This window comes from Thermus thermamylovorans (assembly GCF_004307015.1).
GTDB classification, from domain to species: Bacteria; Deinococcota; Deinococci; order Deinococcales; family Thermaceae; genus Thermus; species Thermus thermamylovorans.
The window spans coordinates 49,290-69,381 of sequence record NZ_SIJL01000004.1 but is presented as its reverse complement, the minus strand read 5'-3'; the positions used below and the strand labels follow the sequence as shown (position 1 = coordinate 69,381).

Sequence of the window (20,092 nt, the reverse complement as noted above, 5' to 3'; positions counted from 1 at the left end):
TAGCGGAGGATGGACCTCCTCCACACCCAAGACGGCACCCCCACCCTCCTCCACCCCGTCTACGGGGAGGCCTACCACCCCCGGCAGGGGGCCCTCCTGCAGGCCCGGAGGCTCTACCTGGAGCAGACCCGCACCCACCTGCACCCGGCCCCCCGGGTGCTGGAGGTGGGCCTGGGGCTTTTGGTGAACTTCCGCGCCTCCCTGGAGAGCGCCCTCCTGCGGGGGGTGCGCCTCCGGTACCTGGCGGTGGAAAGGGAGCCCCTCCCCGGGGAGCTCCTGGCCCGGGTGCGCCTGCCCCTCCCCCTGGCGGAGGAGGTCTTCCAGGACATCCTCGGGCGATGGCCTGCGGAGCGCTTTGCGGGCCCCTGGGGGGAGCTTCGGGTGCTCTTCGGGGACGTGCGCGAGGTCCAGCTCCCCCGCCTCTGGGCCACGGCGGTCTACCTGGACCCCTTCAGCCCGAGGGCCAACCCCGAGGCCTGGTCCCCCTTCGTCCTCCGGGCCTTGCGCCGGGCCCTTAGGCCGGGGGGGAGGCTCGCCACCTACTCCGCCCAGGGGGCTTTTCGCCGCGCCCTCAAGGAGGCGGGCTTTGCCCTTCACCGGGTACCGGGGGTGGGGAAGCGGGAGTGGACGGTGGGTATAGGGCGAGGAGTTCCTCCCGGCTGAGGTAGGCCATCTGGGTGAGGGGGCGGGTGGGCCGGGGGAGCTCTCCGCGGTAGAGCCAGAGGAACCAGGCGCTGGCCAGGCCGTTGAGCAGCCGCACGGGAAGGGGAAGGGGTGCCGCCTTGAGCCCCAGGGCCTTGCCCCCCCCGGCCAGGTAGCTGTAGCCGTAGACCAGCCGCACCTCCGGGTCCTGGGCCACCAGTTCCGCCACCTTCCCCAGGCTCTGCCGCAGGCGGCGCACCGCCTCGAAGGGGGTGAGCTCCATGAGGCGCTGGCTCTCCAGGTGCAGGGCGAAGGCGGGAACCCCCCGGGGAAGCCCGGGGAGATCGGGGCCGGGGAAGGGCAGCTTCTCCAGGCGGAAGAGGTCGAAGGGGCCCAGGCCCGCCCGCCGCACCCCGTGGCGGCGGTTGTATCGCTCCTCGAACCCCTGGAGGGCGCGGATCAGGGCCAGGCGGAAGGTGAGGGGCCGAGGGGCCAGGGCCTCCAGGGTGACGGGGCGGTAGCCCAGGGCCAGCATCCGGGGCAAGGCCAGCTCCAAAACCCTCAGGGTGCGCCCGGGGCCGTCGTGGAGGAGGACGACGGACCCGGGGCGGAGGTAGTAGAGGAGCCTTTCCGCCAGGGCCTCCGGGGGCAGCTCCAGCCAGTCCTTGGCTTCCAGGTCCCAAAGGGCGATGCGCTTGCCCGACAGGCGGGCGAACAGACGGGTGAAGGGGGTGTGAAGGCCGTGGGGGGGGCGGTAGTAGCGCCCGGGGTTCCGGCTCATCTGCTGCCACTCCCACCAGGGGAGGAGGATTCGCCAGACCCCATGCCACTCCCCGTGGTCCTCCACCTGGTGGCCTTCCCGGCGTAGGGCCTCCACCAGCTCCGGGCGGGTCCTGGCCCGCTCCCCGGTGAGGAAGAAGGTGGCCCTCACCCCGTGCCGCCGCAGGAGGGCCAAGAGGGCCTCGGTGTGCTCCGAGGGGCCGTCGTCGAAGGTGAGGGCCACCAAGGGTTTCCGCCGGGAGCCGTGGGCGTAGGCCCCCAGGCCCAGGAAGCGGAAGAGGAGGTCCGAGGCCCCGTAGAGCAGGAGGATCAGGACCAGGGCTAGCTCCACCGCATCCTCCAGAAGGCTAGGGCATAGAAAAGGGCCAGGCCCAACAGGACCGCGCTCCCAGCAAGAAAGGGGGCGTGGATGCCCAAAAGTTGCCAAAGAATCCCGCCCGCCGCTGGGCCCAAGGCCACCCCGAAGCCCTCCACGGTCATGAGCCCCCCCCAGACCGCGGCCCGGTTCTCCTGGGGCAGGTTCCTCGCCAGGAAACCGTTCCACCCGGGTAGGAAGAGGCTGTAGCCCAGGCCTCCCAGGAGGGCCAGGAGGACCACTTCCTCCAGGCGGGCGGTGAGGCCCAGCCGGAGCATGACCAGGCCCAGGAGGAAAAGCCCTCCCACCAGGGCCAGGCGGTAGCCCCTACGGTCCACCAGCCTTCCCGTAAGGGGTAAAAGGAGGGCCGCCACCCCTCCGCCCAGGAAGAGCAGCCCCCCCAGGTAGAGGGGCTCCAGGCCGAACCGCTCCATGCCGAAGCGCAGGACGAACAGGGAGACCAGGGCCGGGGCGAAGGTCTGGCCAAAGGCCGCGGGCAGGAAGTAGAGGAGGCGCCCCCACGGATAGGCTTCCCGCCGCCTCTGGGGCAAGGGTATGCGCAGGCGGAGGAGGCTGAGGAGGAGGAGCAAGGCTCCTCCCTGGGCCAGGAGGAGGAGGAGGCGGGCCCCTTCCGGGTCCCTTTGCGCCACCTGCCCCACCCCCACCAGGCCCACCCCGATCCAGGGCATCACCAGGGTCAGGGTGAAGGAAAGCGCCCGGGCCTCGCGGCCGGGTACGGCGATGCGGCTGGCCAGGGTCATGAGACCGGGGTAGAGGGTGGAGACGGAGAGGCCCCAAAAAAGGGCCAGGGCCCAAAGCTGCCAGGGGGCCTGGACGTTGGGCATGAAGAGAAGGACCGCAAGGCCCGCTGAGGCGGCCAGGCTCAGGACCCGCCCCAGCCCGACCCGCTCGGCCAGAAGCCCGCCGAGGCTCTTGGAGAGGTTGTCCGCCAGGTGGTGGAAGGTGAAGGCCAGGGTGAAGGCTGCGGGGCCCAGCCCTAGGTACTCAGGAGCGTAAAAGGGAAGCAGACCGGCGAAAAAACCGCTTCGTACCCCCTCCATGAGGCCTACCGCCACGATCAGGCGCAAAAAAAGGCCCAAGCCCTCCCGGGACCAGGGCAGGTAGCGAAACACGCTAAAGTATACCCGTGCGCATCAGCGTGGTAATCCCCGCCCGCAACGAGGAGGCCCTTCTGCCGCAATGCCTGGAGGCGGTGCTCGGGCAAAGCCTTTCCCCTTTGGAAGTGATCGTGGTGGACAACGCCTCCACCGACCGCACGGGGGAGGTGGCGGCGGCCTTCGGGGTGCGGGTGGTCCACTGCGGGAAGAGGGGGGTGGCCCACGCCCGCCAGGCAGGCCTCCTGGCCGCCCGGGGGGAGTGGGTGGCCATGACCGACGCCGACTCCCGGCCCACCCCCACCTGGCTTCAGGCGCTGGCCCGGAGGGCCGAGGGGGCGGTGGCTCTTTACGGCCCCTTGCGCTTTTACGGGGTTTCCCCCTGGGAAGCCGCCCTTTCCGAGTGGGGCTACCGGGCTTTTTTGAACCTCGTGGCCCTCCTGGGCCGTCCCAACCTGGCGGGAGCCAACATGATGGTCAGGAAGGAAGCGGCTCTAAAGGTGGGCGGCTTCCCCGAGGTGGAGGCCCGGGAGGACGTCCTTTTGGGGTGGAGGCTCAAGGGCTTGGGCCCGGTGCGCTACGTGCCCGAGGCCCGGGTCCTTACCTCGGCCCGCAGGCTCAAGGGGGGCTGGGGGCGGTTCCTCCTGCGTCAGGCTAGAAACCTCCTGGGCGATCCTCGAGGGTACTTCGGGGAAGGCGGGGGAAGGGAAAGATGAGCCGTTTGGGCTCCACGCGCAGGATCTCGCCCGCCTCGTCGTACACCGCCACGATCCTTTCCGCGATGCGCTCCGCCGAGCGCTCCATGGCCCAGGCCCGGGCCTGGAGGCTCATGCGTCTACGCTTCTCCTCGTCCCTTAGGAGTTCCTGTGCCCTTTCCGCCAGGGCCCGGAAGTCCTTAGGGGGCACCAGGTACCCCGTCTTTCCCTCCTCTACCCCCTCCAGCACCCCTTCCGCCCCCACGGCCACCACGGGCACCCCCATGGCCTGGGCCTCCCAGACCACGAGCCCCTGGGTTTCCGTCTCGCTGGCGAAGAGGAAGAGCTCCGCCATGCGGTAGTAGCCCCCGATCCTGCGGTAGGGGACGGGGCCCAGGAAGCGGACCCTATCCCGGACCCCAAGCTCCTGCGCCAGGCGCTGGAGGTTGGGGAGCTCGGGTCCTTCCCCGATGTGCACCAGGAAGGCGTCCTCTTCCCTGGCCAGCTCCGCCACCGCCCTCAGGACCACGTCGAAGGATTTTTCCTTCCCCAGGCGGCCCACGGTGATGAGGCGGCGCCGGCCCTCGGGCCAGGGAGCGGGGGAGGGAAGGGGTGCTTCCTCCAGGAGGCGGTTGTCGATCCCCGTGGGGATCACCCGGATGGGCCTTTCTATGCCGTAGCTCTCCGCCAGGAGCCGCACGGGTTCTGTAGGGGCGATGACCACCTCCACCCGGTTGTAAAAGGCCTTGGCCAGCCGGGGCACGATGCCCGTGTACCTGTCCAGGAAGGCCAGGCCGGGCACGTAGTGGGCGTACTTCTCGTAGTGGGTGTGGAAGGTGGAGACGTGGGGCAAGCCCTTGTTCCGGGCGATCCGGAGGCCGAAGACCCCCAGGGTGAGGGGGGTGTGGGTGTGGATCAGCTCAAACCCCGTGGGCAGGTGGCGGGCGGAGGGCAGGGCGATCTGGTGGCCTTCGTAAAAGGGGTAGGCCAAGGAGGGCACCCGCACCACCCCCTCCTCCCCCTCGGGGGCCTCGGGATGGTGGGGGGCCACCACCCAGGCCTCGTGCCCCATGCGCCTGAGCTCTCTGAGGAGCAGGTACACGCTGGTGGACACCCCGTTGGGGTTGGGGAAGTAGACGTCGGTGAAGAGGCCTACGCGGTAGAGGCGCACCGCGGGTATCTTACCACGGGGTTTGCGCCAGGCCGGCCCTCCAGGCGCTTTGGATTTCCTCCAGGCTCCGGCGGCTCGGGTGGAAGGCCAGGTAGGCCAGGATCCCCAGGAGGAGCTGGGCGAGGAGGAAGGTCTTGCCCAGGGGGCCAAAGGCGGAGCTTCGAAGCACCCAAAGCCGGTTGCGCACCCCGTAGAACACCCGGTTCTCCCCGGTGGTGGCTGAGAGGTAAGGCTTGCTGGCGCTTTTGTGCACCACCTCGCTTTCCCGTACCTGGAGGCCTAGGCCCCTGCGGAGGGCCCTGGCCGTATACTCCAGGTCGTCCTCCCAGATGAAGAAAGCCTTATGGGGAAGGCCATAGGCCGCCACCACCTCCCGGTGCAGGAGGACGGAGGTGAAAAGGGCCCAGCGGATGGGCCGGTAGGCGGGCTGGAGCCTGAGCCAAAGGAGGGGGCGCCGCAGGTCCGTGGGGTTGACGAAGCCCGCGGTGGGATGGGGGCGCCCGTTGGGGAGCAACTGACGGCTCGCCAGCAGCTGGGGCTTGGGGCGCAGGGGGAGGCGGCTTGCCTGAAGCAGGGCCTCGAGGGCCCGGGCCCGGGGCAGGGTGTCGTCGTCCATGAGCCAAAGCCAGTCGTACCCCGCCTCGTAAGCCCGCCGCATCCCCTCGTGAAACCCCCCCGCCCCCCCTTGGTTTTCAGGGAGGCGCAGGACCTCCACCTGCGGGAACTCCTCCCGCAACATCTCCGGCGTCCCGTCCGTGGAGGCGTTGTCCACCACCAGCACATGCTCCGGAGGGCGGGTCTGGGAGAGAACCGCCTGCAGGCATTCCCTGAGAAGCGCCTTTCGGTTGTGGGTCACGATCACCGCGCACACCCTATCCACGGGCCACCTCCTCAAAAAGCTTCAGGGCCCTCGCCACCGCCTGGTCCATGTTGTAGTAGCGGTAGTCCCCCAGCCTCCCGGCAAAGAGAACCGCCTTGAGCTTCTCCGCCTCCTTCAGGTAGAGCCTGTACCGCTCCTCGTTCTCCTCCCTGGGCACCGGGTAGTAGGGCTCGTTCCGCCCCGGCTCGTAGGCCTCCGGGTACTCGTAGGCCACCGTGGTGTGGGGCAGGTAGCCCTGCCCCGTGAGGTGCTTGAACTCCGTGACCCGGGTGAAGGGGTGTTCGCTCGGGTAGTTCACCGTGCCCACCTCCTGGGCCCAGGGGACGGGATGGGTTTCCAGTTGGAAGCGCAGGGAGCGGTAGGGCAGGGGGCCGTGGAGGTGGCCGAAGAACTCGTCGATGGGCCCGGTGAAAAGGAGGCGGTCAAAGCGCACCTCCCCCTCCACCTCCTTCCAGTCCGCCCCCAGGAGCACCCGGATGTTGGGGTGGGAGAGCATCCGCCGGAAGAGGGCCGTGTACCCCTCTTTAGGCATGGCCTGGTAGGTGTCCTGGAAGTAGCGCTCGTCGTAGCTCACCAGGACCGGCACCCGGGCGGTGACCGAGGGGGAGAGCTCCTCCGGGCGCACCCCCCACTGCTTCAGGGTGTAGCCCTCGAACACGTTCCGGTAGACGTACTCCGCCAGGAAGCGGAGGTCGGGATCCTCCGCCTCCTTGAGCCTCAGGATGGGCACCCGGGCCCCGTAGCCGAAGTGGGCCAGGAGCTTCTCCTCCAGCCGGTCGGCCAGCTGCTCGGAGAAGAGCTTGCGCAAGGAGGCCAGGCTGAAGGGGAGGGGGATCTCCTTCCCCTCCACCACCGCCCGCACCCGGTGGAAGTAGGGGCGCCACTCGGTGAAGCGGGAGAGGTAGTCCCACACCCTTTTGCTGTTGGTGTGGAAGATGTGGGGGCCGTAGCGGTGGACCAGGACCCCGTGGGCATCGTGCTCGTCGTAGGCGTTCCCCCCGATGTGGTCCCGGCGGTCCACCACCAGGACCTTTTTGCCCAGCTGGCTGGCGATCCGCTCCGCCAGGGTGGCCCCGGTGAAGCCCGCGCCTACGATGAGGTAATCCGCTTTCATATGCCCTCCAATATAGCCTTAAGCTGCCGGGCGCTGGCCTCCAGGGTGTGCCGGGCGAGGACGTGGGCCCGGGCCGCCTGGCCCAGGCCCGGGGGAAGGTTTTCCAGGGCCGTGGCCAGCCGCTTGGGGTCGGGGCGGACGAGCCTTCCCGTCCGGCCGTCTTCCACCAGCTCCCGCTGGGCGGGGATGGGGGTGGTGACCACGGGGAGGCCGGAGGCCATGGCCTCCAGGGTGGCCAGGCTCTGGTTCTCCCCCAGGGTGGGGAGGAGGACCGCGTCCGCGGCCCGGTAGAGCTCGGGCATGTCCTGGCGCCGCCCCAAAAAGCGCACGTTCCCCAGACGCAAAAGCCTCGCCGCCCTCTGCCATAACCCCAAGAGTTCTCCTGTCCCCACCAGCAGGAAATCCGCTTGCGGCAGGAGCCTCGCCGTGCGCAGCACCGCCAGGTGGTTTTTCTCCGGGCTCATCCGGGCCGGGACCAAGACGGTGAACCGGGTGAACCCGTACCGCACCCGCAAGGCCTCCCGCTCCCCTGGAAGGGGTGGGCGGAAGCGCTCCGGGTCCACCCCGTTGGGCACGGCGTGCACCCGCCCGATCCCATGGACTTTCTCCAACCAGTGGGCGGCCCAGCGGGACACGGTGATCACCCCTTCCGCCCGCCTCAGATGGGGCACCTGGAGGAGGCGGTAGCCCTGGCGGTAGGCCTGGCGCAGGCCCAGCGGGTAGAAGATCTCGATCTGGTCGTGCACCAGGAGGGTGAGCCGGAGGTAGCGCCGGAAGAAGGCCCGGTAGCTCCCCGGGTACCAGGCGGAGGCCACCACCCGGTCGTAGCCGGAGGGAAGCTCGGCCAAGGAGGCGTAGGCGTGCACGGGGACGCCCCCCGCCGCCAGAGCCTCCCGGACGGGGGCGTTGCCCGGGGCCCGGGGCAGGGCGGCCTCGGCCTCCAGGCCCAGGGCGCGGAGCCGGGGGAGGACCTCCTTGAGGTAGACCTCGCTGCCCCCCACGGTCCTGGCGTCGGTCAGGAAGAGCACCCTCACAGCAGTTCCAGGAGGAGGCGCACCCCCCGGGCCTGCTCGTCCAGGGGGACGTAGGCCCCCCCCCGCTCCAGGGCCAGGGTTTCGTCGGGGGGGAGGTGCACGAAGAGCACGGGGACGCGCTCCGGAAGTCGGTGCAGGGAGAGGTAGTAGGCCTGGTTGCAGAGGTAGCTCCCGGCGGAGAGGCTCTGCCTGGCGGGAATCCCGGCTTCCTGCAGGCGGCGGAGGGCTCTCTTCACGGGGAAGCGGGCCGGTAGGGCCAAAGGCCCCCCGGGCACCACCGGGCGGTCCTCCACGATCTCCCCCCGGTTGTCGGGGCGGTCGAAGTCCAGGAGGTTCACCGCCAGCCGTTCCAGGGTAAGGAGGGGCCGCCCTTCCGCCAGGCCCAGGTGAAAGACGGCCGCAGGCCCCAGGCCGTGGAGGGCCTGGAGGGCTTCGGGAAGCGCCTTGGCGTCCACGGGTAGGACCGCCTTGTGAAGGGGCCCGCCCCCCACCTCCTCGGGGAGGAGGGAGAGGAGGGCGGCGGAGGGGTTGTGCTTGAGGCCGGAGAAGGGCTCGAAACCGGTGACCAGGATCATGGGCCTAACCCGCCCGCCATTATAGCCCTTGGACTGCTTTAACCCGGTATAGGATGGGGGGCGTGGAGCTAGGCCTCGTGACCGATACCGCCGCGGACCTCTCCCCCAAGGTGCTCCAGGAGGAGGCGGTGGGCCTGGTGCCCATCTACGTGCACCTCAGGGGGCGCAAGTACAAGGACTGGCAGGAGCTCACCCCCGACGCCCTCTACGGGGCCATGCGGGCGGGGGCGGAGCCGGTGACCGAGCCCCCGGGGGTGGAGGACTTCGCCGAGGTCTACGAGCGGCACCTCCAGGTCTACGACCGCCTCCTATCCCTCCACGTGTCCGGGGAGCTTTCCAAGACCGTGGAAAGGGCACGGGAGGCGGCCCTGAAGGTGGCCCCCACCCGCATCCGGGTGGTGGACTCCGGGATGGTGTCCGCCGGGCTTGGGGCCATGGTCCTCCGGGCGGTGGAGATGCTGAGGCGGGGAGCGGAGGAGGCGGAGCTCCTGCGGGAGATGGAAAGGATGCGGCGCTCCAGCCTCTTCTTCAGCGTGGCCGACCTCTCCCACCTGGCCCGAAACGGCCGCCTCCCCCGCTTTGGGGAGGTGGTGGGAAACCTCTTGGGCCTGCGGCCCATCCTGCGCATCGAGAAGGGGCACATCCGCTTCCTCAAGGTGGCCCGGGAGGGTGTGGTGCCCGAGGCCCTGGCCCGGCTGGTGCTGGAGGAGTTCCGGGGACGCGCGGCCCGCATCACCATCGCCCACACGGATGCCAGGGGCGAGTGGCTGGAGGGGCTCAAGAGGAGCCTGGAAAGCGCTCTCCGCCTGGAGCGGGGCCGCATCACCCGCTCGGGGGCCACCATCGCCGCCAACGTGGGCCTGGGGGCTTTGGCGGTGCACGCCTACGCGGTAGAATAGCCCTTGGCCTTCTGGCCGCCAGCGCATGGAAACTGCCCTGGAAAGGTTTTACGGCCACCGCCTGGCCCTGCCGCAGGTGGTGGCGGCAAGGCTTTTTGCCCAGGAGCGGCCTCCCGCGGTCCTCCTGGCCCCGGAGGAGCGCAAGGGGCGTTACCGGGACCTTTCCGCCTTCGGGGTGCCGGTGTACGCGAGCCCGGGCCTCGAGGCCCTGGAGGAACGGGCCCTCTTCGTCCTCTCCTACGAGGAGGCCTTAGCCCCCTTCCCCGAGGACCCCGGGGCCTGGCGCCTGGTCCTGGAGGTGGGGCGGAGCTACCCTCGAGGGGAGCTCTTAGACCGCCTCCTCCGCCTGGGCTACGCCCGGGACGAGGACTACCGGGTGCTGGGGGAGGTGCTGGAGCTTTCCGAGGTGCGCCTGGAGTTCTATGGGGAGGAGCTGGAAAGGCTTTTGGTGGGGGGCGAGGCGAGGCGGCGCCACGTCCTCCTGCCCAAGCCGGGGAAGGCCGAAGGCTTCACCTCCAGGAAAATCCTGCACTTCCCCGGGCCTGTCTACCTGGACACCCCGGCCCTGGCCCCCAAGGAGCTCTGGCCCCTCCTCGAGGGCCGCCCTTGGGTGGCCCTGGGGGCCGGGGTGGAGCTTCCCCCCGTGGACCTGGGGCTTAAGCCCCTTCCCCCCTACCGGGGGAGCCTCAAGGCCCTGGAGAGGGACCTCGGGCGCTGGCTTTCCGAAAGGAAGCGGGTCCACCTCTTCGTGGCCCATGCCCGGACTCTGGAGTACCTGAAGGGGCGCCTCGCCCCCTTCTCCCCCCTGGTCCTTGAGCGCTACCCCGCGCCCCAAGGGCGCCTCGCCCTCCTGCCCGGAGGCTTTGAAGGGGGCGCGGAGTGGGGGGAGGAGGTCTTCCTCACCGAGGCCCTGGTCTTCGCCACCGGGGCGGTGCGGGGGCGGCTTAGGGTAGGGGAGGGGCTCACCGACCCCGGGGCCCTTAGCCCAGGGGACTTCCTCATCCACCCCGACCACGGCATCGGGCAGTACCTGGGCCTGGAGACCCGGGAGGTCCTGGGGGCCAGGCGGGACTACCTGGTCCTCCGCTACCGGGGGGAGGGGCGGCTCTACCTGCCCGTGGAGCAGTTGCCCCTCTTGAGGCGCCACCCCGGTACCACCGACGACCCGCCGGAGCTCTCCTCCTTGGGAAAGAACGAGTGGCAAAAGGCCAAGGAGCGGGCCCGGAAGGACGTGGAGGAGCTCGCCGGAAGGCTTCTCGTCCTGCAGGCCAAGCGCCAGGCCACCCCGGGCCGGGCCTTTCCCCCCCTGCCCGAGTGGGACCCCCTGGTGGAGGGGGGTTTCCCCTACGAGCTCACCCCCGACCAGAAGCGGGCCCTGGAGGAGGTTTTGCGGGACCTCGAGGCCCCCCACCCCATGGACCGCCTGGTTTCGGGGGACGTGGGCTTCGGCAAGACCGAGGTGGCCCTGCGCGCCGCCCACCGGGTGGTGGGCCACGGGGCCCAGGTGGCCTTTTTGGTGCCCACCACCCTCCTGGCGGAGCAGCACGGGAAGACCTTCCGCGAACGCTTCCAGGGCCTTCCCGTGCGGGTGGCGGTGCTCTCCCGCTTTACCCCGCCTAAGGAGGAGGAGGCCATCCTGAAGGGCCTTGTGGAGGGAACGGTGGACATCGTGATCGGCACCCACCGCCTCCTCCAGCCGGACGTGGCCTTCAAGGACCTCGGCCTCCTCATCGTGGACGAGGAGCACCGCTTCGGGGTGGCCCAGAAGGAGCGGATCCGGGAGCTCAAGGCCCAGGTGGACACCCTCTACCTCTCCGCCACCCCTATCCCCCGCACCCTCTACTCCGCCCTGGTGGGCCTTAAGGACCTCTCCAGCATCCAGACCCCGCCCCCGGGGAGGAAGCCCATCCGGACCTTCCTGGCCCCCTATGACCCCCTTCTGGTGCGGGAGGCCATCCTCTTTGAGCTGGAAAGGGGCGGTAAGGCCTTCTACGTCCACGACCGGGTGGCCTCCATCGAGGGCAGGAGGCGCTACCTGGAGGTCCTCGTGCCCGAGACCAGGATCGGCGTGGTCCACGGGCAGATGCCCGAAGGGCTCATCGAAGAGACCATGCTCCTCTTCGCTGAAGGGGCCTACGACCTCCTCCTGGCCACCACCATCATCGAGGCGGGCCTGGACATTCCCGAGGCGGGAACCATCCTCATCGAGCGGGCGGACCGCTTGGGCCTAGCCACCCTGTACCAGCTAAGGGGGCGGGTGGGGCGGCGGGAGCAGGAGGCCTACGCCTACCTCTTCCACCCAGCAAGGCTCACCGAGGCGGCGGAGAAGCGCCTCCACGCCATCGCCGACCTCTCGGACCTGGGAAGCGGCCACCTCCTGGCGGAGAAGGACATGGAGATAAGGGGCGTGGGGAACCTCCTGGGCCCCGAGCAGCACGGGCACATCCGGGCCCTTTCCCTGGAGGTCTACACCGAGCTTCTGGAGGAGGCCATCCGCAAGCTCAAGGGGGAAGCCCGGGAGGAAAGGCCCCACGTGACGGTGGACCTGGCCCTTTCCGCCCGGCTCCCTGCGGAGTACGTGCCGGGCCTCGAGGCCCGAAGCCGCTACTATAGCCGCTTCGCCGAGGCCAGGAGCCTGGCGGAGGTCTCCCGCCTGGTGCGGGAGCTTAAGGAGCGCTACGGGCCGCTTCCCGAGGAGGCGGAGAACTTCGTGAACCTCACCCGGCTCCGCCTGGTGGCCCAGAGGAAGGGGGTGCTCTCCCTCACCGAGGACCTCACCCACCTCATGGCGGTCTTCCCCCGCTGGCCCCTGGACTACGATGCCCGGGCCCTGAAGGCCCTCCCCTTCCGGGTGGAGCTCACCCAGTACCCCCCGGGCTTCCGCTTGGAGAAGAAAGCCTTGAGGCCCCGGGACTACCCTGAGGCCCTCATGCAGGCGCTTTACCTCTTCGCCGACAGCTAGAGGGCTTTGACACCGGGTCCGCCTTTGGAGTAAACTTTGACTCAGTATAAGGAGGTGACCATGATCCAGAAGGTGGGCGTGGTGGGCGCAGGAACCATGGGTAGCGGCATCGCCGCCCTCCTGGCCAGCGCCGGGATCCCCGTGGTCCTCCTGGACATCCCCGGCAAGGAGGACCGGAACGAAGTGGCCAAGCGGGGCCTGGAGCGGGCCCTGAAGGCGAGGCCCGCGGCCTTCATGGACCCGGACCTCGCCCGGTACGTGGAGATCGGCAACACCGAGGACCACCTGGACAAGCTCCGGGACTGCGACTGGGTGGTGGAGGCCATCATCGAGAAGCCCGAGCCCAAGCGGGCCCTTTACGAGCGCCTGGAAGGCCTCCTGAAGCCCACGGCCATCGTCAGCTCCAACACCAGCGGCATCCCCATGCGGGTGCTCCTGGAGGGGCGCTCGGAAGGCTTCCGCAAGCGCTTCCTCGGTACCCACTTCTTCAACCCGCCCCGCTACCTGCACCTCTTGGAGCTGATCCCCACCCCGGAGACCGACCCCGGTGTGCTGAAGGAAATTCAGCGTTTCGGCGAGCGCATCCTCGGCAAAGGCACGGTCCTGGCCAAGGATTCCCCCGGCTTCATCGCCAACCGCCTGGGGGTATTCGGCATGGTGCAGGCGGTGCGGCTTATGGAAAAGCACGGCCTCAGCATCGACGAGGTGGACGCCCTCACGGGGCCCCTCCTGGGCCGCCCCAACTCCGCCACCTTCCGCACCGCCGACCTCACGGGGCTGGACGTGCTCAAGCTGGTGACGGAGGAGCTGGCCCAGGCCACCGGGGAGGACTTCGCCCTGCCCGAGTGGGTCCTGCGCCTGGTGGCGGAAGGCCGGCTTGGGGAAAAGACGGGTGCGGGGTTTTACAAACGGGTAAACGGGGAGATCCACACCCTGGACTACCGCACCCTGGAGTACGCGCCCCGGGCCAAGGTGGAGCTGCCCGAGCTCAAGGCCCTGCGGGACCTGCCCCTGACGGAAAGGCTTCCTAAGGTGGTGGAGCTTCCCGGCAAGTACGGGGCTTTCCTCAGGGAGCTTTTCGCCCGCACCGCCCACTACACCCTGGAGAAGGCCCCCGAGATCGCCTACGACCTGGTCTCCGTGGACCAGGCCCTGGAGTGGGGCTTCGGCTGGGAGGAAGGGCCCTTCAAGAACATGGACGCCCTGGGCCTCGAGGGCCTTAAGGCCCTGCTCGCCGAACACGGCCTCCCCGAGCCCGAGCTCCTGAAGCGGGCCCAGGGGGCCTTCTACCGAAACGGCACCCACCTGGGCTTTGACGGAGCCTACCACCCCCTGCCCAAGCGGGAAGGGGTGATCTCCCTGAAAGCCCTCAAGTCCGAGGGCAAGACCCTGCTGGAGGGGAAGGAAGCGGCCCTCATCGACCTCGGGGATGGGGTGGCCCTTTTGGAGTTCCGCACCAAGATGAACGCCATCGGGGAGGGCGTGATCCGCACCCTCCAGAAGAGCCTGGAGTACGTGGAGGCAAAGGGCTATCTGGGCCTCGTCATCGGCAACGAGGACCCCAGGGCCTTCTCCGCCGGGGCCAACCTAGCCTTGATCCTCTCCTCGGCCCAGGAAGGGGACTGGGACGAGCTCGCCCTGGCGGTAAGGCAGTTCCAGAAGGCTTCCATGTCCCTCCGCTATAGCCCCTTCCCGGTGGTGGTGGCCCCCTTCGGGCTCACCCTGGGGGGTGGGGCGGAGTTCACCCTCCACGCCGACGCCGTTCAGGCCCACGCGGAGCTCTACATGGGCCTGGTGGAAGCGGGGGTGGGGCTTTTGCCGGCAGGGGGCGGCACCAAGGAGATGCTCCTCCGCTTCACGGGGGAGCTTGCCCCCTACGAGGAGGCCGACCCCTTCGAGGGGGTGAAACGGGCCTTCAACCTCATCGCCCTGGCCAAGACCTCCACCAGCGCCCTCGAGGCCAGGAAGCTGGGCTTCCTCCGCGACCGGGACCGGATCAGCATGAACCGGGACTTCCTCATCGCCGACGCCAAGCGGCGCGTGCTGGAGCTGGTCCCCGACTACCGCCCGCCCCTGCCCCCCAGGATCCGGGTTCTGGGGAGCGAGGCCCTGGGCAACCTGCGCTACGCCGTCTGGGCCTTCCGGGAGGCAGGGGAGATCACCGACCACGACATGCGCATCGGCCTGGAGATTGCCCAGGTGCTCACGGGTGGGGAAGGCCCGGCGCGGGAGGTTTCCGAGGGGGACCTTCTGGACCTGGAGCGGGAGGCTTTCCTCAGGCTCCTCGGCACCCGCAAGACCCAGGAGCGCATCGCCCACACCCTGAAGACGGGCAAGCCCCTTAGGAACTAAAGAGGTGGAACCATGCGGGAAGCGGTAATCGTGAGCGCGGTTCGTAGCCCCGTGGCCCGGGGCAAAAAGGATGGGGCCTTGGCCACCCTCCATCCCGTGGACCTCTCCGCCCAGGTGATGCGGCAGGCGGTGGAGCGGGTGGGTCTGGATCCCAAGGAGCTTGAGGACGTCCTCTGGGGCTGCGCCATGCCCGAGGCGGCGCAGGGGCTCAACATCGCCCGCCTGGCCCTTTTAAGGGCGGGCTTTCCCGTGGAAGTGGCGGGGGCCACCATCAACCGCTTCTGCTCCTCTGGCCTTCAGACGGTCGCCATGGCCGCCCAGGCGGTGATGACCGGGATGGCGGATGCGGTCTTGGCGGGGGGTGTGGAGATGATGAGCCAGGTGCCCATGTCGGGCTACCACACCCGCCTCCACCCCGACCTGACCCCCACGGAGTGGACCCCGGAGGGCTACTCCACCTACATCGGCATGGGCTTCACCGCGGAAAGGGTGGCGGAGCGCTTCGGCATCAGCCGGGAGGACCAGGACCGCTGGGCCCTCCGTAGCCACCAAAGGGCGGCCCAAGCCTGGGCGGAGGGGCGTTTCCCCGAGGTGGTGCCCATAAGGGTGCCCAAGGTGCGCTACCAGGGCACCAAGAAGGTGGTGGAGGAAACCCTTTTTGAACGGGACGAAACCGTGCGCTCCGAGACCTCCTTGGAGGCCCTGGCCAAGCTCCGGCCCGCCTTCAAGAAGGGGGGCACGGTGACCGCGGGGAACGCCAGCCCCTACTCCGACGGGGCGGCGGCCTTGGTGGTCATGAGCTGGGAGAAGGCGGAGGCGTTGGGCCTGAAGCCCCTCGCCCGCTTCCTGACCTTTGCGGTGGCTGGCGTAGAGCCCGATGTGATGGGCATCGGCCCCGTCAAGGCGGTGCCCAAGGCCCTGAAGCGGGCGGGGCTTTCCCTGGACCAGATCCGCCTCATCGAGTTCAACGAAGCCTTCGCCGCCCAGGTGCTGGCGGTGATGCGCACCCTGGGGATGCCCGAGGAGAGGACCAACGTGAACGGCGGGGCCATCGCCCTGGGCCACCCCTTGGGGGCCACGGGGGCCAAGCTCACCGCCCAGCTCCTCGCCGAGCTGGGGCGGCGGGGCGGGGGCTATGGCCTCGTCACCATGTGCATCGGCGGCGGCATGGGGGCCGCGGGGGTGTTTGAGGTGTATCCGGCCTAAGGAGGCCAAGATGACCGAGGAGAAGAAGCTCTGGCAAAAAGGCGGCGGCTGGCTTTTGGAGGTGCCCGAAAGGGTCTATGCGCCCGAGGACTTCGACGAAAGCGTCCGGGAGATCGCCCGCACCACCCGCACCTTCGTGGAGAAGGAGGTGTTCCCCCTTCTGGAGCGCATGGAGCACGGGGAGCTGGAGCTGAACGTGCCCCTCATGCACAAGGCGGGGGAGCTCGGGCTCCTTGGCATCGAGATCCCCGAGGCGTACGGGGGCCTGGACCTGCCCAAGGTGATCTCCACGGTGGTGGCGGAGGAGCTTTCCGGCTCGGGGGGCTTTTCCGTCACCTACGGGGCCCACACCTCCATCGGCACCCTGCCTTTGGTCTACTTCGGCACCGAGGAGCAAAAGGCGAAGTACCTCCCCAAGCTGGCGAGCGGGGAGTGGATCGCCGCCTACTGCCTCACGGAGCCGGGCTCGGGCTCGGACGCCCTTTCCGCCAAGACCCGGGCCACCCTTTCCGAAGACGGCCGGCACTACGTCTTGAACGGGGTCAAGCAGTGGATCTCTAACGCCGGCTTCGCCCAGCTCTTCACCGTCTTCGCCAAGGTGGACGGGGAGCACTTCACCGCCTTCCTGGTGGAGCGGGACACCCCCGGGCTTTCCTTCGGCCCGGAGGAGAAGAAGATGGGCATCAAGGCCTCCAGCACCCGCCAGGTGATCCTCGAGGACGCCAAGGTCCCCGTGGAAAACCTCCTGGGGGAGATCGGCAAGGGGCACAAGATCGCCTTCAACGTCCTCAACGTGGGCCGGTACAAGCTGGGGGCGGGGGCGGTGGGCGGGGCCAAAAAGGCCTTGGAGCTTTCCGCCAAGTACGCCAAGGAGCGGCACCAGTTCGGCCGCCCCATCGGGAGCTTCGGCCTCATAAAGCAGAAGCTCGGGGAGATGGCCTCCCGCATCTACGCCGCGGAAAGCGCCGTCTACCGCACCGTGGGCCTCATCGACGAGGCCCTTTTGGGCAAGAAGGGGCCTGAAGCGGTGATGGCGGGGATCGAGGAGTATGCGGTGGAGGCCAGCATCATCAAGGTGCTGGGGTCCGAGGTGCTGGGCTACGTGGTGGACGAAGGGGTGCAGATCCACGGGGGCTACGGCTACTCCCAGGAATACCCCATCGAGCGGGCCTACCGCGACGCCCGCATCAACCGCATCTTTGAGGGCACCAACGAGATCAACCGCCTCCTCATCCCCGGCATGCTCCTGAGGCGGGCCCTCAAGGGGCAGCTACCCCTCTTCCAGGCGGCCATGCGGCTCCAGAAGGAGCTCCTGGAACCCAGCTTTGAGGAGCCCGAGGACCTGGAGCTCCACCAGATCGGAAACCTCAAGAAGCTCGCCCTCATGGTGGCGGGCCTGGCCGCCCAGAAGTACGGGCAGAAGGTGGAGGAGGAGCAGGAGGTCCTGGGGGCGGCGGCGGATATCCTGATTGACGCTTACGCCGCGGAAAGCGCCCTCCTGAGGGCCAGGAGGCTTGGCGGCGTGGCGGGGGCCATGGCCCGGCTCTACCTCCTCCAGGCCCTGGACCGGGCCCAGGCGGGGGCGCTTTCCGTGCTCCCCCGCCTGGTGGAGGGGGACGAGGCCCGGGTGGTGTACTCGGCAGCCCGGAGGCTCACCAAGCATGAGCCCGTGGACCTGGTGGCCCTGAGGCGGGAGGTGGCGGAGGCGGTCCTCGAGGCGGAGGGCTACCCCCTTCCCCGCTAGGCGGCAAACGGCAGGACCCCCGGGGCGCCCCGGGGGTCCTCTTGCGCTGGGCGGGTCAGGAGGCCTCCAGGCGCCACCTGGGGCCCTCCTTGGTGTCCTCCACCACCACCCCCAGGGCCTTTAGCCGCTCCCGGATGAGGTCGCCCTTGGCGTAGTCCTTGGCCCGCCGGGCCTCCTCGCGGAGTTCCAGGAGGAGGGCGATGAGGCCCTCCAGGAGGGGGCCGGACACCTTCTCCTCCAGCACCCTTTCGGGGAAGAGGCCCAGGAGGCCTTCCCCCAGGGTGTGGAAGACCTGGGCGGTGCGCTCTAGGGTGTCCCCTTTGGCCTCGGGGAGTAGCTTGTGGAGCTCCGGCAGAAAGGCGAAGAGGGCGGCCAGGGCCTCGGGGGTGCCGAGGTCGTCCTCGATGGCCGCCAGGAAGTCCCGTTCCAGGGCGTCCAGGGCCCGTTCCAGCTCGGGGGTGGTGCCGGGGGCCGCGGTGCGCCGCTTCTCCCGCACCTCCCGGTAGGCCTGGAGAAGGCGGGCATACCCCCGCTTGGCGGCCTCGAGGCCCGTAAAGGTGAAGTCCATGGGGCTTCGGTAGTGGGTCTGCAGGAGGTAAAAGCGCAGGGCCATGGGCTCGTGGGCCCGGAGGAGGTCGTGGAGGAGGACCAGGCGCCCCGTGCTCTTGGCCATCTTTTCCCCCTCCAGGAGCACGTGGTTGTGGTGCAGCCAGTGGCGGGCGAAGCGGTAGCCGGCCGCTTCCGCCTGGGCGATCTCGCACTCGTGGTGGGGAAACTGCAGGTCGATCCCTCCGGCGTGGATGTCGAAGCCTTCCCCCAGGTACTTGAGGCTCATGGCGGTGCACTCGATGTGCCAGCCGGGGTAGCCTTCCCCCCAGGGGCTTCGCCAGCGCATGAGGTGGCCGGGCTCGGCGGCTTTCCAGAGGGCGAAGTCCAGGGGGTCTTCCTTCTCCTCCCGCACCTCCACCCGGGCCCCGGCTCGGAGTTCTTCCAGGCGCTTACCGGAAAGCTTGCCGTACTCGGGGAAAGCCCGCACCCGGAAGTAGACGCTACCCTTGCGCTCGTAGGCGAAGCCGAGCTTCAGGAGCCTTTCCGCGAGCTCGATCTGCTCGGGGATGTGGCCGCTGGCCCTAGGGGCGATGGAGGGCCGGAGCACGTTCAGGGCGGCCATGGCGTCGAAGTAGCTCCAGGTGTACTTCTCCGCCACCTCCATGGGCTCGAGCCTTTCCAGCTTGGCCCGGCGCTCGATCTTGTCCTCCCCCCCGTCGGCGTCGTCGGTGAGGTGGCCCACGTCGGTGATGTTAGAGATGAAGCGCACCTTGTAGCCCCTGTGCAGGAAGTAGCGGCGCAGGACGTCGTAAACCACGGGCCCCCGGGCGTGGCCCAGGTGGGGGTCGGCGTAGACGGTGGGGCCGCAGGCGTAGATGCCCACGTGCCCCGGGGTGGCGGGGACGAAGTCCACCTTCGCACGTTGCAGGGTGTCGTAGAGGACGAGGCCCATAGGGCGATTATAGGCCCCGTGGCATAATGACGGGGTATGGGAAGGATCCTGCGGGGCCTGGCGGGGGAGGGCCACCTGCGGGTGGTGGCCGCGGAAACGGGGGATGTGGTGGAGGAGGCCCGCAGGCGGCACGGGCTTTCCCCCACGGCCACCGCCGCCTTGGGCCGGGCCATGACCGGGGCGCTCCTTCTGGCCCAGCTCCTCCTCAAGACGCCGAAGGAGCGCCTTACCCTGCGCCTGGAGGGCACCGGGCCCCTGGGGGGGCTTCTGGCGGAGGCGGACGCCCAGGGGAACGTGCGGGGTTACGTGCAAAACCCCCAGGCCGAGGTGCCCCTGCGCCCCGACGGCAAGCTCAACGTGGGGGAGGTCTTGGGACCTGGTTTCTTGCGGGCCGACCGGAGCCTCCCCAGCGGGGAGGTCTACTCGGGCACCGTGCCCCTGGTCTCCGGGGAGATCGCCGAGGACCTGGCCCACTACCTCTGGCAGTCGGAGCAGATCCCCTCCGCGGTCCTCCTGGGGGTCAGGGTGAGGGGGGAAGGGGAGGTGGAGGTGGCGGGGGGCGTGGCGGTGCAGGTGATGCCCGGGGCTCCGGAGGAGGTGCTTAAGCGCCTCGAGGCCAACCTCGCGGGCCTGGCGGGCCTTACGCCCCTCCTCAAGGAGAGGGACTTGGAGGGAGCCCTGGAGGTGCTCCTGGCGGGGCTTGGCTTTGAGCGCACCGACCTCAGGGCCTTGGGCTACCCGCAGAACGAGATCCCCGCCCGCTTCCGCTGCCGCTGCAGCCGGGAGAAGGCCCTGGAGGCCCTGGTCTTCTTCACCCCGGAAGAGCGGGAGGAGATGATCGTGAAAGACGGCGGGGCGGAGGTGGTCTGCCACTGGTGCGGCGAGGTCTACCGCTTCTCCCCGGAGGAGATCCGCACCCTGGTGGCGGAGGTGCGCTGCCCCGACTGCGGGGCCCTTTGGCTTTACCCCAAGGCCGACGGCACCTCCTTCCGCATCGAGGGAGACGCCTGCCGCTGCGGGCGCCGGGTAGAGCTTCCCTTCCAGGGGCAGGCCCAGGCCTGATAAGC

General features: G+C 69.4%; 16 protein-coding genes. 8 read left to right on the top strand and 8 right to left on the bottom strand.

Annotated elements, in window-relative coordinates; genetic code table 11:
* Nucleotides 1–9 precede the first annotated feature (9 nt).
* Entirely contained in the window at nt 10–663 is a 654-nt protein-coding gene (gene mnmC2 / locus ETP66_RS04225; protein ID WP_130840944.1) for a tRNA (5-methylaminomethyl-2-thiouridine)(34)-methyltransferase MnmC2, read from the top strand.
* On the opposite strand, the gene ETP66_RS04220 is transcribed toward mnmC2, so the two are convergent.
* The gene (locus tag ETP66_RS04220) at nt 572–1,753 is read right to left on the bottom strand and encodes a polysaccharide deacetylase family protein (protein WP_130840943.1); all 1,182 of its coding nucleotides are present in this window, start codon (nt 1,751–1,753) and stop codon (nt 572–574) included. The two genes, mnmC2 and ETP66_RS04220, sit on opposite strands and share 92 nt — an antisense overlap.
* Nucleotides 1,744–2,910, bottom strand: a complete 1,167-nt coding sequence (locus ETP66_RS04215; protein WP_130840941.1) for an MFS transporter — start codon at nt 2,908–2,910, stop codon at nt 1,744–1,746. The genes ETP66_RS04220 and ETP66_RS04215 overlap by 10 nt, the downstream gene beginning before the upstream one ends.
* A gap of 14 nt (nt 2,911–2,924) precedes the next feature.
* Here ETP66_RS04215 and ETP66_RS04210 point away from each other — a divergent pair, with 14 nt between their 5' ends.
* Nucleotides 2,925–3,608, top strand: a complete 684-nt coding sequence (locus ETP66_RS04210) for a glycosyltransferase family 2 protein (RefSeq protein WP_130840939.1) — start codon at nt 2,925–2,927, stop codon at nt 3,606–3,608.
* Here ETP66_RS04210 and ETP66_RS04205 read toward each other — a convergent pair.
* Genes ETP66_RS04205 through ETP66_RS04185 form a run of 5 tightly spaced genes read right to left on the bottom strand, consistent with a single transcriptional unit; the run spans nt 3,547 to nt 8,361 of the window.
* Complete coding sequence (locus ETP66_RS04205; RefSeq protein ID WP_130840937.1) at nt 3,547–4,758, bottom strand: glycosyltransferase family 4 protein; 1,212 nt, start codon at nt 4,756–4,758, stop codon at nt 3,547–3,549. The genes ETP66_RS04210 and ETP66_RS04205 overlap by 62 nt on opposite strands.
* 10 nt (nt 4,759–4,768) lie before the next feature.
* The gene (locus ETP66_RS04200; RefSeq protein WP_130840935.1) at nt 4,769–5,638 is read right to left on the bottom strand and encodes a glycosyltransferase family 2 protein; all 870 of its coding nucleotides are present in this window, start codon (nt 5,636–5,638) and stop codon (nt 4,769–4,771) included.
* Nucleotides 5,631–6,752 carry a UDP-galactopyranose mutase gene (gene glf, locus ETP66_RS04195; protein ID WP_130840933.1) on the bottom strand — a complete coding sequence of 374 codons (1,122 nt, stop codon included), beginning with the start codon at nt 6,750–6,752 and terminating at the stop codon, nt 5,631–5,633. Before glf ends, ETP66_RS04200 begins: the two co-directional genes overlap by 8 nt.
* On the bottom strand, nt 6,749–7,786 hold the full coding sequence (locus ETP66_RS04190; protein WP_130840931.1) for a glycosyltransferase family 4 protein: 1,038 nt from the start codon (nt 7,784–7,786) through the stop codon (nt 6,749–6,751). The genes glf and ETP66_RS04190 overlap by 4 nt, the downstream gene beginning before the upstream one ends.
* The gene (locus tag ETP66_RS04185; RefSeq protein WP_130840929.1) at nt 7,783–8,361 is read right to left on the bottom strand and encodes a pyroglutamyl-peptidase I; all 579 of its coding nucleotides are present in this window, start codon (nt 8,359–8,361) and stop codon (nt 7,783–7,785) included. The genes ETP66_RS04190 and ETP66_RS04185 overlap by 4 nt, the downstream gene beginning before the upstream one ends.
* Nucleotides 8,362–8,423: 62 nt before the next feature.
* Between ETP66_RS04185 and ETP66_RS04180 the strand changes: the two genes are divergently transcribed.
* Genes ETP66_RS04180 through ETP66_RS04160 form a run of 5 tightly spaced genes read left to right on the top strand, consistent with a single transcriptional unit; the run spans nt 8,424 to nt 17,524 of the window.
* A complete protein-coding gene (locus ETP66_RS04180) occupies nt 8,424–9,260 on the top strand; it encodes a DegV family protein (protein ID WP_130840927.1) in 837 nt (278 codons plus the stop codon).
* A 25-nt stretch (nt 9,261–9,285) separates the two neighbouring features.
* Nucleotides 9,286–12,222 carry a transcription-repair coupling factor gene (gene mfd, locus ETP66_RS04175; RefSeq protein WP_130840925.1) on the top strand — a complete coding sequence of 979 codons (2,937 nt, stop codon included), beginning with the start codon at nt 9,286–9,288 and terminating at the stop codon, nt 12,220–12,222.
* A 60-nt stretch (nt 12,223–12,282) separates the two neighbouring features.
* Nucleotides 12,283–14,574 carry a 3-hydroxyacyl-CoA dehydrogenase/enoyl-CoA hydratase family protein gene (locus ETP66_RS04170; protein ID WP_130840923.1) on the top strand — a complete coding sequence of 764 codons (2,292 nt, stop codon included), beginning with the start codon at nt 12,283–12,285 and terminating at the stop codon, nt 14,572–14,574.
* A gap of 12 nt (nt 14,575–14,586) precedes the next feature.
* On the top strand, nt 14,587–15,780 hold the full coding sequence (locus ETP66_RS04165) for a thiolase family protein (protein ID WP_130840921.1): 1,194 nt from the start codon (nt 14,587–14,589) through the stop codon (nt 15,778–15,780).
* 10 nt (nt 15,781–15,790) lie between these two features.
* Nucleotides 15,791–17,524, top strand: a complete 1,734-nt coding sequence (locus tag ETP66_RS04160; RefSeq protein WP_130840920.1) for an acyl-CoA dehydrogenase family protein — start codon at nt 15,791–15,793, stop codon at nt 17,522–17,524.
* Between the two features lie 55 nt (nt 17,525–17,579).
* Here the strand turns inward: ETP66_RS04160 and cysS are convergent, their stop codons facing one another.
* Nucleotides 17,580–19,025 (bottom strand): cysteine--tRNA ligase, encoded by a 1,446-nt coding sequence (cysS, locus tag ETP66_RS04155; RefSeq protein WP_130840918.1) that lies wholly within the window; start codon nt 19,023–19,025, stop codon nt 17,580–17,582.
* Nucleotides 19,026–19,061: 36 nt separating this feature from the next.
* Here cysS and hslO point away from each other — a divergent pair, with 36 nt between their 5' ends.
* On the top strand, nt 19,062–20,087 hold the full coding sequence (gene hslO / locus ETP66_RS04150; RefSeq protein WP_130840916.1) for an Hsp33 family molecular chaperone HslO: 1,026 nt from the start codon (nt 19,062–19,064) through the stop codon (nt 20,085–20,087).
* Nucleotides 20,088–20,092: the final 5 nt, after the last annotated feature.